Source organism: Aeromonas sp. EERV15 (genome assembly GCF_900079845.1).
GTDB classification, from domain to species: Bacteria; Pseudomonadota; Gammaproteobacteria; order Enterobacterales; family Aeromonadaceae; genus Aeromonas; species Aeromonas sobria.
Genome location: NZ_FKKY02000008.1, coordinates 163670 through 177593, shown reverse-complemented (window position 1 = coordinate 177593; position 13924 = coordinate 163670). Strand labels below are relative to the sequence as shown.

The 13924-nt window shown below is 60.4% G+C and carries 11 protein-coding genes, 1 tRNA gene and 1 other RNA gene; all 13 read right to left on the bottom strand.

Annotated features, from left to right (window positions below; all coding sequences use genetic code 11):
• Positions 1-6: 6 nt before the first annotated feature.
• Positions 7-411, bottom strand: coding sequence for an NADH-quinone oxidoreductase subunit A (locus tag BN4575_RS09190; RefSeq protein WP_042019051.1), 405 nt, complete (start codon positions 409-411; stop codon positions 7-9).
• Between the two features lie 380 nt (positions 412-791).
• Positions 792-1361: an Lcl C-terminal domain-containing protein gene (locus tag BN4575_RS09185; RefSeq protein ID WP_068977956.1), complete on the bottom strand. Its 570-nt coding sequence runs from the start codon at positions 1359-1361 to the stop codon at positions 792-794.
• Positions 1362-1374: 13 nt separating this feature from the next.
• Positions 1375-2814: an Lcl C-terminal domain-containing protein gene (locus BN4575_RS09180; protein ID WP_068977955.1), complete on the bottom strand. Its 1440-nt coding sequence runs from the start codon at positions 2812-2814 to the stop codon at positions 1375-1377.
• A gap of 60 nt (positions 2815-2874) precedes the next feature.
• Positions 2875-5322, bottom strand: a complete 2448-nt coding sequence (locus tag BN4575_RS09175; protein WP_083221021.1) for a proprotein convertase P-domain-containing protein — start codon at positions 5320-5322, stop codon at positions 2875-2877.
• Complete coding sequence (locus tag BN4575_RS09170; RefSeq protein WP_068977954.1) at positions 5319-7325, bottom strand: prolyl oligopeptidase family serine peptidase; 2007 nt, start codon at positions 7323-7325, stop codon at positions 5319-5321. Before BN4575_RS09170 ends, BN4575_RS09175 begins: the two co-directional genes overlap by 4 nt.
• Positions 7325-9463: a TonB-dependent hemoglobin/transferrin/lactoferrin family receptor gene (locus BN4575_RS09165; protein ID WP_068977953.1), complete on the bottom strand. Its 2139-nt coding sequence runs from the start codon at positions 9461-9463 to the stop codon at positions 7325-7327. Before BN4575_RS09165 ends, BN4575_RS09170 begins: the two co-directional genes overlap by 1 nt.
• A 160-nt stretch (positions 9464-9623) precedes the next feature.
• Complete coding sequence (locus BN4575_RS09160; RefSeq protein WP_068977952.1) at positions 9624-10502, bottom strand: flagellar motor protein MotB; 879 nt, start codon at positions 10500-10502, stop codon at positions 9624-9626.
• On the bottom strand, positions 10477-11235 hold the full coding sequence (locus tag BN4575_RS09155; protein WP_068977951.1) for a flagellar motor protein: 759 nt from the start codon (positions 11233-11235) through the stop codon (positions 10477-10479). The genes BN4575_RS09160 and BN4575_RS09155 overlap by 26 nt, the downstream gene beginning before the upstream one ends.
• Before the next feature lie 288 nt (positions 11236-11523).
• Positions 11524-11653: non-coding RNA, RtT sRNA (locus tag BN4575_RS09150), on the bottom strand.
• 53 nt (positions 11654-11706) lie between these two features.
• Positions 11707-11794, bottom strand: a tRNA-Ser gene (locus tag BN4575_RS09145).
• Positions 11795-11971: 177 nt separating this feature from the next.
• Positions 11972-12589: a TPM domain-containing protein gene (locus BN4575_RS09140; RefSeq protein ID WP_042019095.1), complete on the bottom strand. Its 618-nt coding sequence runs from the start codon at positions 12587-12589 to the stop codon at positions 11972-11974.
• A 20-nt stretch (positions 12590-12609) separates the two neighbouring features.
• Positions 12610-13335, bottom strand: coding sequence for a TPM domain-containing protein (locus tag BN4575_RS09135; protein ID WP_068977950.1), 726 nt, complete (start codon positions 13333-13335; stop codon positions 12610-12612).
• Positions 13332-13922, bottom strand: a complete 591-nt coding sequence (locus tag BN4575_RS09130) for a LemA family protein (RefSeq protein WP_042019098.1) — start codon at positions 13920-13922, stop codon at positions 13332-13334. Before BN4575_RS09130 ends, BN4575_RS09135 begins: the two co-directional genes overlap by 4 nt.
• Positions 13923-13924: the final 2 nt, after the last annotated feature.

The following is a 13924-nucleotide window of genomic DNA, read 5'->3' as shown; positions in this document are numbered from 1 at the left end:
TGTGGTTCAATCAGTTTTTTTATCGTTCAGCTGCGGCTTGCGCGGTGACCACTCCAGGGCGCCGATGCGCCACAGGTAGATCAGACCGATTAAGAGCAGCGTGATGAAAATAGCGGCTTCAATAAAACCGACCCAGCCTGTTTCGCGAACGGAGACAGACCAGGCGAAAAGATAGAGTGCCTCGACGTCGAAGATGACGAAGAACATGGCAACCAGATAGAACTTGGCGGAAAAACGCAGGCGGGCAGTGCCAACCGAGTCAATGCCAGATTCGAAGGGCTTGTTTTTGGCACGACCATAGGCGCGTCCCCCCAGCAGCGCGGCGAGACCTATCATCGTCAAACAGATAGCGATGGCACCTATGACATAAATGGCAAAAGCCCAATGTTGAGCAGAAATATCAGCAAACATAGAGGTTTTTCCTAACCAAATTAATCATGCGACTTAACAATGACGTTACGCATTATGACACTTTCGCACTGATTTACATGCCATTTTTACGAGTTAATTATTAATCTGTTAACTGGAAATTAAATTCTGTTAAGGAGCGCACTTTTTTACTGGTTATGGCAGGCAGGAAAGGCTTGGAAAGAGCAGAAAGCTGTTCCTCGCCATCACCTGAAAGAGGTAAATGTCGCGTGCGAAGCCGAATCAGGTCGGTATCGCGGGCAGGGAGCATAGGTGGATGAAGAGCGTGATGGCGGGTGAGATAGGGGCTATGGCATTGGCAATAAAAAGAGAGGCTCGCAAGCCTCTCCAGTCATAACGTTCCGGTTTCGAAAGTGGGGCGGTCAGGGTTTATTGGCGACCAGCAAAATCTGATCCGGGTAGGCGCCAATGACGCGAAAACCGATATCTCCCGAGGTGATATCCAGATACGCCCGCTGGCCATTGGCGGAGGCCACCGTGCTGCTCATCAGATAGACGTAGCCGTCGTTGACCTCTTTACCATCTCCCGCCATGGCGCGCGGGAAAATGGCTTCATTGAGAGAGGGCTTGTAGCAGGCATGCTCGACTAGGGTCGCTAACTCCTTGATGTCGGGCAGGCGCCACTGGCTGACACCGCCGAAGTGATAGAGAGCATGGCTGCTGTCACTGCGGATCCGCTCCGCCACTTGCAACCCCTGCTGCCAGTAGTAAGTGGTCGGTTCCCCCAGGCAACTACTGCCATTCCATGTTTGCCCCAGTTTGCAGCGCATCCAGGTGAGGCCGGTGTGTTGATCGGTGACGGTGCCGTTGCCATGGTCAAGAAAACGGGCAGAGGGTGCAGTGCGATCCATGGTGTCATCACAAATGGCAGCGCCGTGGGCAAGGGGGGCCAGCAGTGCCAGCATGGCGAACGAAAAACGATAAAGGCTCATGATATTCCTCGGATTATTGGGGAGTGGAGACCAGTCGCACCTGCATCAGTTCGACATAGTCATCTTGCTGAACCAATGCGGGATAGGTGGTGCCCGCATCTTCTCCCAGGAACAGGGCCGTGCGTTTGCTGATGGGGCCACCGGAGAAGCGCTGGGCGGTGTTGCTGGTGGAGCTCCAGTAGTAGCCATCGTAGGTGTCATCTTCCGAGGGGGCGATATCCGGGAAGTAACGGGTATCCACGATGATACGCTGACCCAGCGGGTCCTTGGCCAGGCTACCGTAGTGCATCAGTGACATCAGTTCACCCATGGTGGGCAGCCGCCACTGGCTGATGCCGCAGCGCTGCTCGCCATTGAGCCACTGCTGATACGCGCGGGTGGTCAGCATGGTGGTCAGCGCCTGTGCCCGGGCGAGGGCCGCCAGATCTCCTTCGGCGGTGAGCTGTTCGATCCTGTTATGAATATGCTGGTAGGCCGCTTGCTGCTCGCCTGCGGTCGCCTTGAACTGCTCATCCTCATAGGCAAAGGGTCTGCTTTTCCAGGCCGGGCTCAAGGGATCGTCCGATTTGACCTCCCACACCAGACCGGTATTGAGATCCTTGACGCACTGCCAGCTCGGCGCGTTGTCGGGGAGCACCTGACCGCGATCATCGAGTTTGCGATAGGCAAGCTGGGGACGAGTGCGATTCCAGCTGGCATCTTGTCCCGGATAGTCGGCGGGTTCCTGTTCCAGCAGCGGATCGTTGCCATCGCTGAAGGTGGTGACGCCGGTGACGGTCAGCAGGTTGCGTGGCTGCTGTTGCACCAGCAGGGTCAGAAGCTCGCTTTGGGTCTCTTCAGTAAACTGGCCGTTGCGCTGCCACTCTTGAGCCAATTGCTCCAGCATCAGGCTGATGGCGCGATAGCTGGTGGTGAGCAATTGGGTCTCCTTGGCGGTGGCAAGGCGCGTGCGGGCCTCTTGCTGCAAGCTGATCGCCACCTGCTGCAGCGCCTGATCAAACTGGCCGAGACCTGCGAGGGCCGCGCGGTCGCTGCCTGGTTGCAGCGGCGCGAGATCGGCCAACAGTTGCGCCAGTGCGCGATCGGCGGCCACCCCTTCGGCAATGCGGCTCTGCCAAAGTGTGCTGAGCAGCGTCGGTTGCAGCCGTTGTGGCTCCCCTTTGACGGCCGGATGCGCCAGCAGCAGCCCTCCGGCGAGTGGTACGAATAGCAGGGGCGAGTTGACGATGTTGGCCGAACGGCTGATGAGGGCCACCGTCCCTTCGCCGCTGACGGCGGGATCGGCGAGATCACATTGCCAGTTCTGATCCAGATCGGCGCACAGGGTACCGGCGCTCGGCAGGGCGACATTGACCCGATAGTCCGGGATTGCCAGTGGTGCGTTATCTTCCCCGCCGCCACAGGCGCTGAGCAGGGCTGAGAGGGTTGCAATAACCAGTACGGATGGTTTCACTTCACATTCCTTGATTCGGTCACAGGTTCACGGGGGCGGTTACCCCCCGTGGTACAGGGTTCAACGGCGCGGGGTGCTCCGGCGCCAGAGGCGGGGCCAGAGGGCCAGCAACAGCAGCAGGGGGGAAGTCGTGCCGCCACCCCCTTCATCCTGCTCAAGGGGAATGATGCCGGTGTTGGGCAGGGCTTCATCCTTGTCGCAGCGGGCGCCGACTTGCTGGGCGACACGCCAGTTGCGCAACTGACCGGTGTCACCGGCGCTGGTATCGTTGATCTCCAGCAGCCAGCGGCCAGCGAGCGGTTCGCCGTGGAGCTTATCCAGCGATTCGAACGGTACCAGTTCACGGGGGAACTCCCCCTTGAGCCGGGTATGGCTGGCGTAGCCCTTGTTCCACAGACTGATCCGGGTGCCGTAAGGGGAGGTGAGCCAGATCTCCAACTGCTCCAGCTTGCTGTGCTCCAGATCGAGGGCGACCACGAATCCGCTGTCGATGCGGGCCTTGCTCTCGGGCAGGGTGAGAGTAAAACGGGACAGGCCGTGCCGTTCATTGCTCACCGCATCCTTGATCTGGCCACCCTGGCCGATGGCCCGCTGCCAGAGCGGTTCACCAATCGGCAGTTGCAGGTCAAGGCGGGTCTGGCGCTCGGTGGGGCTGGGCAGGGTGAGCTGGAACTGCAGCGGCAAGGTGACTGTCTCGCCACAGGTCAGGTTGCTCGCCGCTTCCAGCGGCAGGGTCCAGCGGGCGGTGCCATTGGCTTTGAGCTCTCCCTGCCAGTGACCGTCACCCATGATCCCCTTGGTCGGTAGCACGCTGGCGTCAGCCACGGTCAGGGGGCGGCCGCTCTGGTTGGTCAATTCGATGGCGAGGCTCTTTTTCTCCCCGGGCAGCAGGTAGCTGTCATCGGCGAGACGGGCCGCGATGGGAGTGGGCAGCAGGGCGTGGTGGCGGAAGGCCTGCTCCAGCAGCTTGCCGTAGCTGCGATCCGGATAGAGGCGGTTGGCGGTATCCACGGTGACCCGCGCCAGCTGGGGCATCCGCATCTGCGGGCCGAGGCCGAAGTGGGATTCAATCAGCAGGGCATCGAACTCGTCACGGGCTACCTCGCCATACTGTTCAACGGCCTGGCGCAGCGCGGTGAAGAGCGGGGTGCCCCATAGCTGGTCACCGTTGCTGCCGTTGATGGTGAGGTGAGCCGGATAGAGGAAGCCCGGGTGATAGCGCGCTCGCAGGTCATCGAGCTGACGCGGCGTCCGGCCGCTGATCCTGGCATCCCAGTTGAAGACCATGAAAGGCTCAAACTGGCGAGCTTCGGGGCTGCGCTGGCGCCAGCTGGCGGCCAGATAGTCGCTAAAGCCCTCGCCGATGGCGCCCCAGTCACCCTCGTCTCCCATGTCGGGCAGGATATGGTGCTGCACCGCATGGCCAAACTCGTGCCAGATCACCATGGGATCTTCGGCATCGGGCACCCCGATCCGGCCAATCTCCAACCGGCGCAGGAAGGGGTCATAGAGAGAGTTGTCCTGCTCCCCAGCATCGGTATCGATGGCCAGGGGGCCGCCCATCAGCGTTGGGTAGCCAAGAGATTCCACATGGCGCTGGGCCAGATCCAGATGGTAGTAGCCATTGATATCAAGGAAGGCGGGCTGCTGGTGATCCAGCTGGAAGCCATCGACATCAGGGCTGCTAAAGGGAACGGTTGCCGGCGCCGTGCCATCCACGACCCGGGCGCGAGGGCCGCTCAGCAGGTAGGTGTCATCCACCTTTTGTACCGTGAGCGGGACGGTGCGATAGGCACCGTTGTCCAGCACCAGATCATGGCGCCACAGCAGGTTGCCATCTTGCAGCTGGGTGCGGGGATCGAGGGCAAAGATGCGGGCTTGCACCGTGGCCGCTTCCCCTGCCAGCGGGGCCGCTTCGGCACGGGTGTTGGCCTCTTGCAGCGTGCGTCCCAGCAGGGCGCTGCCATCGCAGGTGACAAACAGTTGCCAGTGGCTGCTCTTGCTGTTGCCCGGCTGGCTTTCCACCGCCAGCAGACGCCAGGCCGCAGTCAGGGTGTCGCCATCCTGCCAGTACCAAGGCTGGGCTTCGTCACTGCCAGCGAATTGCCACACAGTACCATCCAGCGTGGCGGTATAGGCATCCACCCCGGCGCGGCTTGCTTCATCACATGGCGTCGCCTGTGCCTGCATCAGTCGGGTATTGTGATAAAGGCGCCACGGGCGACCCTGCTCATCGAGACTGACGGCGGCCATCAGGCCGGCGATCGGTGCGCCATTGAGCTGCTGACGATAATGCAGATAGTGGCCCAGCTTGCCTTGGCGCTGATAGGCCGGGGCATCACTCAGGGTGACGCCGAGCTGCTGTTCGAGCCAGAGGCGGGGATCGGCCGGGGCGTCCTGTTCGACAAAACGCAGTTCGGCGGCCTGAGTGGAAAAGCCAGCCAGCCCCAGCAAGAGGGCGGGCAACAGGGGTTTCATAGTGGTACTCCCAATCAGCGGCAGGGTCATTGATTGATCCCCGCCAGATGCAACAAGAAGGCAAATTCACGAGCCCGATCGCCACCACCGGCGCGGTGGCCACCCTCCAGTTCGGTCAACAGCAGGTAGGGGCCGGAGCCCGTGCTGTGCTCCCGCAGGCGGGCCAGCCACTTGACCGGTTCCCAGTAGGGAACCTGGCTATCGTGCAGGGCGGTAGTTACCAGCAGGGGCGGGTAGGGGGCGCGGTGCAGGTTGTCGTAGGGGCTGATGCGGCGCATAGCCTGATACTCTGCGGGCTGGGAGGGATTGCCCCACTCCTGATACTCCTGACGGGTCAAGGGGAGGGCGGGATCGCTCATGGTGCCGAGCATATCGACGAAGGGAACCTGCAACACGGCGCCGCTAAAGAGCGTCGGTTGCTGGTTGAGGGCCGCAGCGACCAGGGTGCCTCCGGCGCTGCCACCCATGGCAAACAGGGGCAGAGGGGGGACGTCGGGCGACCAGTGGCGCAGGGTGTTACCGGCAGCGATAAAGTCGCTGATGCCGTTCTGCTTGTGGATGCCCCGCCCGTCGCGGGTCCACTGCTCCCCCAGCATGCCGCCGCCGCGCACATGGGCGATGGCGTAGACAAAGCCCCGATCCAGCAGGCTCAGCAGCTCTTTCTGGTAGTAGGGGCGCATCGGCGTGCCATAGGCGCCATAGCCGTAGAGCAGCACGGCGCGGGGAGCCAGATCTTTGCGCCACACCAGCGAGACAGGCACCCGGGTGCCATCGGCAGAGGTGACCCAGCGCCGCTCGCTCTGATAGGGCAATGCCTTGTCGTCACCGGTGTGCTGGTCGTTGCTCCACTGACCGTTATTCAAATCCAGCCAGCGCTGGCCTGGGGGCTGGCTCAAGCCCTGACTACGCACCAGAATGCGGTCGCTGGCCGGGTCATGTTCTCCTTGCAGCCAGCCGGTACCCGCGCCACTGGCCAGCGGCAGGTGCCGGCGTTCATGGCCGTGGCGATCGAGCAGGGCGAGCCAATCCTCCCCCTGCTGGCGAAACTGCACCACCAGATGGCGATCAAACAGCCGCCACTTGTCGGGATCGCCGAGATCTTCCCCTTTGGCGGGCCACAGGCGCTGCCACTCACCGAGCGGCGTGTTGGCTGAATAGAGGGCAAATGCGCCCTCCCGGTTGCTCTTGATCACCCAGCCGGATTGGCTGTCCAGATAGTATTCCACCCCGCGCTGGCGGGGTTTGACCCGCTGCGGCTTGCCCGAGTCGAGCAGGTACTGCTCCGAGCTATCGTGGTTGTTGCCCTGCAACACCAGATGCTGGCCATCCGTGGTGCGATAGAGGCTGAGCAGCCAGGCGGGATCCTGCTCCTCATAGAGAGTCTGCTCCTGGCCATCCTGCCAGCCGCGCAGCTGCCAGGGGCGCAGGGTGTAGCGCTCGTTGGCGATGGTGTAGAGGGTGCGACCATCTTGTGACCAGGCGAGATCAGCGCTGCGCTGTGCCAAACTGGCCAGCGCCTTGCCGCTTTGGAGATCGAGCAGGGTGACCTGATAGTCGAGATCGCCGCGCCTGTCTTCGGCGATGGCCAGCGTGCGGTTATCCGGGCTCAGGGCCCAGCCGCCCGCTTCGTAATAGCCCTCAACCGCTCTGGCGGGAAGCCGCTGCTGCACCTTGCCCCCGTGGCGTTGCCAGAGTGAGCCATCCGGGCGCAGCTGCCATGCCTGATCGCCGCGGACAAGCCAGTTGTCCGGTACGGGTTCACCCGCCGGATGACGGGCAAATTCGGCGCGCAAGGTTGCTTCCAGCGGCTGCTGCGCGGCGAGTTGCTGCTCGCTCCAGCGATTTTGCTGCTTGAGCAGGGCGAGAATGGCCGGGTTGCTACGGCTCTCGTCCCGCAACCAGAAGTAGGGATCCTGGCGTACGGGATTGCCTGAAATCAGGTGCGATTGGGATGGGATCGGCGGTGGCAGGGCCTCTTGCGCCCACGCCAACGGGGCGGCCAACAGGGCCGCCATGATTGCATGATGCTTCATCACATCCCCACGAAACGGTAGCTGAGGCTGGCTGACAGGTAGCGGCCGCTCTGGCTGTAGAGGGAGGTATCGCTGCCAGCCGGAAGTCCGGCCACATCCTGATAGCGGACATAGCGGGTATCGAGCAGGTTGCCGATGGTGGCATTGACCTTGAGCGCCTCGGTGATCTGCCAGTCGCCGGTGAGGTCCAGGCTGAACCAGCCTGCGCTGCTCTGGCAGGCACCGTTGTAGCCAGTCTGCGCATTGGCGCACTGGGGCACCTTGGTCATGGCGGCGGCATAGTTGCCACTGAGCTCAACCCCCAAGTTAAGCTGCTGCCAGCGCAGGGTGGTGTTGCCTTCCAGCGGTGTCTGGGTGCGCAGCGGCTCACCGCGGTGATCCTTGCCATCCATCCAGGCCAGATTGGTCGAAAGCTCCCACTCGTCGCTCAGCCAGAGGCTGGCGGCCAGCTCGGCGCCCCAGGTTTCTGCTTTGGCAACGTTGCGATATTGGCGCAGGAAGACACCGTCATCGAGGCGAAAACCGGTCTGGCGCCAGTCGATGAAGTTGTAGTAGCGGTTGTAGAAAACGGCCGGTTTGACGCTCCAGTTGTCGCTTTGGCCATTCACTCCCCACTCCAGACTGTGGCTGGTCTCCTCCTTGAGGTTGGGGTTGGCAATGATCTCGAATGGCGGCATGGCAAAGTAGTGGGGAATGTTGCCGTAAACCTGATCATAAGCGGGGGCGCGGAAGCCGTTGGCATAGCTGAGCCAGCTGCGCCATGTCTCGTTGAAGCGGTAACTGGCCGCCACACTGGGGGAGATGTGGTCGCTGTGGTTCTCGGCCAGATTGCTGTCCGGTGCGCGCAGGCGCTGGCGGTCAAAGCGCAGGGTCGGGGTAAACTGCCAGTTGCCCAGATCGATCACATCGCTCAGCCAGATGCCATCGCGGCGGGTCTCGGCCTTGCTGAAGGGGGTTTTCTGTCCCTGGGTGGTGATGCCATCTTCCAGGGTCAGATTGCTGACCGGCCGCTCGTGGTTGGCCTGCTCCAGCTCCACACCGTAGCTGAAGGTGTGATCCAGCGAGCCGGTGCTCAGCTTGCTCTGCAGCTCCAGCTCACTGCCAAGGCGCAGCTCCTCGAATGTGGAGAGGGTGCGCTGGCTGCGATATCTGGGATAGCCGCTCAGGGCATCGTTGCGCAGCAGCTGGCGCTGGTTGGCTTCGTTGCGTGACTGGTTGCCAAACAGGCTCCAGTTGAGGGTATCGATCATGCCCAGATCGCTGGCTTCCCAGCTGAACTTGCCGCCCTGGGTGCGCTGATCGCCATCTTCCTGAAAACCGACCACGTCCCAGCTGCCATCGGGTTGGGGCACCGCTTTGGGCCCCATCTGGCGTTTGGCGTGATCCTCGTAGTAGTCCAGCTCCAGCCGCAGAGCGTGATGGGCATTGAGGGGGAGGCGGCTGCTGGTGGAGGCACTCATGCCATCCAAATCAGCCGGAATGCGGTTCTCCTCAAAGTTGGCGGTTTCGTTGCCACGCCAGCCGGAGAGGCGCAAGAGATGTTCGCTCTCCAGTGCCCGTACCGCACCGGTCATGCTGAGCTTCTTCTTGTTGCTGTCGCCACCGTAGAGGGTCTTGGCCGCCAGATAGCTATCTTGCTGTTGCAGATAATCTTCCGGCTGCTTGGTATTCATCACCACGGTACCGCCGATGGCATCGGAGCCATGCAGGGAGGAGCCGGCCCCCTTGGCCACCTCAATCTGTTTGATGTCATCGAGATCGAAGTTGAAGCGACCCACCTTGTCATTGATGTTGTCGGCGCCAAAGCCGTCACTGACGCGCACCCCATCCTTGATCAGCAGGATACGGTTGCCACCGATGCCGCGCACGCTGATGTTTTGCGGTCGCCCGGCAGAGCCGGTGACCGAGACACCGGGGATCTTGCGAAACACATGGGTCAGCTCGCTGGCGACCTGACGGTCCAGCTCTTCCTGGGTGATGACGGTGATGGAGCCGGAGACATCGGAGAGTTTCTGTTGTACCCGTTGCCCGGTGACAATGATGGTGTCGTCGCTGCGAGTCTTCTCCACAGGGGGAAGATCGGCCGCGCCAGCGGAGGCACACAGGAGTGCCGGCCATGCCTGAAGCAGTTTGTTCATAATGATAATTGTTTTTATTTAAGCCTGAGGGCGGCATTATTGCAGAGGCCTGACCACTTGACAATAAATAGAAATCATTATCATTAAGATCTTATGGTGTTGATATTATTGAGTTATTTATTTTTAAAGGAGACTCCCGCGCGAGGCGGGAGTGGGAGGGTCAGGGCTTGAGCAGTTGCAGCGACTCTTCTGCCGCCTTGCCTTGAGAGAGGGTTATATCGACCCGGCGGTTCGCCTGGCGATGTTCGGGGGTGTCATTGGCAAAACGGGGTTGGGTGTCGGCAACACCCTGAGCGATGACTCGTCTGGCATCTAGCTGGGGATTGGTCAGCATGGTCTGCACGATGGAAGAGGCCCGCAGCACCGAGAGTTCCCAGTTGTTGCGGTAGAGCTCCACCGGCGCCTGTGAGTCATCGGTATGGCCGGTCACCACCACCTGTCCCGGGATGTCGGCCAGGATGCCGGAGATCTTGTGGACCAGCGGCACGAACTGGGGTTGTAGGAACGCTGAATCGGATGGGAACAATGCCTTCTCACCGATGCGGATCACCAGCTGACTGCCAAGCTGCTCGACCTCGAGATCCTTGGATTCAATCTGCGCCTTGAGTTGCTGCTCCAGCTTCTGCTTGCTCACTTGCACCCACTCCTGTTCTTTGGTCTTGTGGGGCCAAGCTTCGGTGGCACTCGGTTTTTCCGAGGCACCAATGGTTTCGTTGAAGGGATCCGACGCCGCCATGGGAGCGTCTTTCTCCAGCACAGTCTCTTTTTCCGAACTGCTGGGGCTCGTTTTTGATTCTGGTTCGAGAATACCTGTGCCACCCTGCATCACTGGCGAACCGGCAGGCGGGGAGATGAGGCCAATTTTGCCCAGTGACTCGATAAAGCCCTGGATAAGCACCCGAGTCTCTGACTGCTTGGCCATGGCAAAGGAGTAGAGCACCACAAACAGGGCGAACAGCAGGGTCATGAAGTCGGCATAGGAGACCAGCCAACGTTCGTGGTTCTCCGGTGCTTCAGCTTTTTTCTTTTTGGCCACCATGGCCTCCGATAAATGGTTCGAGGGATACTTGCAGCCGTGCCTGTGACTCGCCATCCACGATGCAGAGGATGCCGGTCAGGGTCATCTCCTTGTAGTGGCGGATCTCGTGGGCAAATCCTTTGTAACGGTTGCCAAACGGCAAAAAAATCAGGTTAGCGGCGGCAACCCCGTAGATGGTTGCGATAAAGGCCACCGCGATGGCGCCACCCAGTTTGTCCGGTGCATCCAGCAGACCCATGGCGTGGATCAGACCAAATACTGCACCGACTATACCCATGGTTGGGCAGTAGCCACCCATGGCTTCATAGAATTTGACCGTCTGTTCAAGATCCTCTTGTTCAAATTCGATCTCGTTTTCCAGCACCTCGTGGATCTTGGCCTTCTCATAGCCATCGACCATCATCTGTACCCCTTTTTTCAAAAAGGGATCCTTGATCTCTTCGACCATGCCTTCGAGGGCCAGCATACCGCTGCGGCGGGCATTACCTGCCATGGTCTCCAGCAACTGTGCCTGCTCCAGCATGTCGAGCTTGAGGGGGGAGAGTAGCCATTTGAAGCGCTTGACGGTTTTACCGACCACGGAGAAGGGGAACTGGGTCAGTGCTGCACCTACGGTACCGCCAATCACAATAAGAAAGGCGGGCAGATCGAGCAGCGCACTGGGATGGCCGCCCTCTATGATGTTTCCGCCAAGAATGCAGATCAGTGCAAAGACAAGGCCTATCAAGCTCATTTTTTCTACGTCCCTGAATATTGATAAGGGCTAGTGTAGCTACTTAAGTATCAGTTTTTCAAAATGATATCCAATCGCCGAGCAATTAATGAGCGCTGGGCAGCGTTCGCAAGGGGTGGTGTGTGGCGGTAATGAGATTGCCTTGTAATCACCTTGTTGCACCGTGTTGTGACAGGAGGAAATATTTGCAGAGCTGGTCAATCACAAGAGCAAGGTCTGGATGGGGGCGAGTGTCCGAAATCCGGCAAGCAAAAAGCCCTGATGTTTCCATCAGGGCTTTTTGCAATGTGGCGGTGAGGGAGTGGATGATTCGCCACTGCGTGGCTCACTCCTTCAGGGCGGCCGTTGGCCGTTCATCGCAGCAAGCTGCTCTGCTCGAACCCGGCGCGGGTTCTCACCCTCCCTTGTCTGCATCGGTGTTTGCGTTTGCCGGAAAGCAAAAAACCGACCCTGAGGTCGGTTTTTTAAATTTGGCGGTGAGGGAGGGATTCGAACCCTCGATACGTTGCCGTATACACACTTTCCAGGCGTGCTCCTTCAGCCACTCGGACACCTCACCAAATTTTTGTCTGTGGTTTAGCGTGTTCAGCCAACACGTTGTTCGCTGCGCTGTTGCGCTGGAACGGGGCGTAATTTAGGGGAAAGGGCTGTGTGGGTCAACCTCTTTTCCCCTTATTTTTCATAATCTTTTCAGAATGCCTAACCCTTGCGCAGAATGCCGGTTTTTTAAACCGGATCAGGGCTTGTCGAGGATGATCAGACTGTCCGGCAGCTCATTTTGATCCCGGGTGGCCGGGAAGGCATCGGTCAAAATGGCGCTGACGCGCGCCACGCACTCCAGAAAACCTTGTTCGATCTCCTTGTTGCGCACTCGCGCCACGAAGTCGTCGATGATCTCCTGCCACTGGCCATTGTCGATATGCTGGGCGATGCCGTCATCCACCAGTATTTCTACATAGTGCTCGGCGGCCGAGACGAAGATCAGCACTCCGAGCCGATCACGGGTGCGGTGCAGCCCCTGCTCGACAAATTGCAGCCGAGCCATCAGGGCTGCCCGGTGCTGGCTGACCTTCTTCGGGATCAGCCGCATCTTGATGGGCGTCCAGTGGAACAGCAGGCTCAGCAGCAGCCAGACTGACCACTGCACCAGCAGGATCTCGTACCAGCCGAGCCAGAAACCGAGCTGGAACACCAGCAGTGGGGTCAGCATGGCCAGCAAGGCTGCCCAGAGGGTGGGAATGTAGCGATAGCCATCGCTGGCAGGTGCCAGCACGGTGACCAGCTCGGCATCAGTTTCTAGCTCCGCCTCGCGAACCTTGGCCTGAAGCGTGTGGAAGAACTGTTTAGAAATCATGATTTTTCTCTTTACTCCTGTTACCAGCCACCGGAGGCACCACCGCCACCAAAACTGCCACCACCACCGCTGAATCCGCCACCACCAAAACTACCTCCTGAGGAACCGGCACCAAAGCCGCCGGCCGTGTAGGCTGCCCGACGGCGTCTGCCGGACCCACCACCGCCCCCGCGCAGGTTATGGAGCACGATCATCGCAATCACCATCAGAACAAACAGCCAGAATCCGCCGGACTTGTCATCTTTTGGTTGTTCGACCGGCTGATACTCTCCGGCCAGCGCCTTCATGATGCTCTGGCTGCCCGCCATTATGCCGGCCACCATATCGCCGCGCTTGAAGGCGGGCAGGATGCGACCATGGATGATGTTGGCGGCGATAGCGTCGGGCAGGGCGCCCTCCAGCCCGTATCCCACCTCGATCCGCACCTTGCGTTCATCCTGGGCGATCAGCAGCAGCACGCCGTTGTTCTTGCCCTTCTGGCCGATCCCCCAATGGCGGCCGAGCTGATAGCCATACTCCTCGATGGTTTCCCCATCGAGGCTGTCGATGGAGACCACCACCAGCTGGATACCGCTGCGTTTTTCAAAGGCGGTCAGCTGCTGAGTCAGCTGATGGGCCTGTTTGCGGGACATCAGTGCCGCTTCATCCACCACCCGTCCGCTCAAGGCCGGAAAGTTCGGCGCGGCCTGCAGCGCCGCCGTCCAGAGCAGTAGACAGGGAAGAAACCAGCGCAGCATCATCTTCATTGGAAGCTGACCTTGGGTGCCTCATCGGCGCCGGGCTTGGCACTGAAACTGGGTTTGGCTGCCAGATCCGAGTAGAGCAACTTGGACCAGATGACGCCGGGGAAGGTGCGGATCTCGGTATTGAACTGACGCACCGCCTCGATATAGTCGCGGCGGGCCACCGAGATGCGGTTTTCGGTCCCTTCCAGCTGGGCCTGCAGGGTCAGGAACTGTTGGTCCGCCTTGAGGTCTGGGTAGCGCTCTACCACCACCATCAGGCGGGAGAGGGCGCTGGAGAGCTGGTTCTGCGCCGCTTCAAACTCCTTGAGCTGGGCAGGATCGCTCACCTGCACGCTGCCGACCCGGGCGCGGGCATCGGTGACCGCTTTGAGGGTATCCTGCTCATGGCTGGCGTAACCCTTGACGGTGGCCACCAGATTGGGGATGAGATCGGCGCGGCGCTGATACTGGTTCTCCACCTGTCCCCAGCTCGCCTTGACCTGCTCATCCAGGGTTGGAATGTTGTTCATGCCACAGCCGGTCAGGCCGAGCAGCAGGGTCAGGGTCAACAGGCTCTGCGTGGTTTTGCGCCAGAGTGATGTGGCCATCT

What these genes read in the sequence shown, in the direction of transcription:
- BN4575_RS09175 (WP_083221021.1), bottom strand. Translation starts at nt 5,322, where the DNA reads ATGACCCTGCCGCTGATTGGGAGTACCACTATGAAACCCCTGTTGCCC.
- BN4575_RS09190 (WP_042019051.1), bottom strand. Translation starts at nt 411, where the DNA reads ATGTTTGCTGATATTTCTGCTCAACATTGGGCTTTTGCCATTTATGTC.
- BN4575_RS09155 (WP_068977951.1), bottom strand. Translation starts at nt 11,235, where the DNA reads ATGAGCTTGATAGGCCTTGTCTTTGCACTGATCTGCATTCTTGGCGGA.
- BN4575_RS09135 (WP_068977950.1), bottom strand. Translation starts at nt 13,335, where the DNA reads ATGAAGATGATGCTGCGCTGGTTTCTTCCCTGTCTACTGCTCTGGACG.
- BN4575_RS09165 (WP_068977953.1), bottom strand. Translation starts at nt 9,463, where the DNA reads ATGAACAAACTGCTTCAGGCATGGCCGGCACTCCTGTGTGCCTCCGCT.
- BN4575_RS09130 (WP_042019098.1), bottom strand. Translation starts at nt 13,922, where the DNA reads ATGGCCACATCACTCTGGCGCAAAACCACGCAGAGCCTGTTGACCCTG.
- BN4575_RS09185 (WP_068977956.1), bottom strand. Translation starts at nt 1,361, where the DNA reads ATGAGCCTTTATCGTTTTTCGTTCGCCATGCTGGCACTGCTGGCCCCC.
- BN4575_RS09140 (WP_042019095.1), bottom strand. Translation starts at nt 12,589, where the DNA reads ATGATTTCTAAACAGTTCTTCCACACGCTTCAGGCCAAGGTTCGCGAG.
- BN4575_RS09170 (WP_068977954.1), bottom strand. Translation starts at nt 7,325, where the DNA reads ATGAAGCATCATGCAATCATGGCGGCCCTGTTGGCCGCCCCGTTGGCG.
- BN4575_RS09160 (WP_068977952.1), bottom strand. Translation starts at nt 10,502, where the DNA reads ATGGTGGCCAAAAAGAAAAAAGCTGAAGCACCGGAGAACCACGAACGT.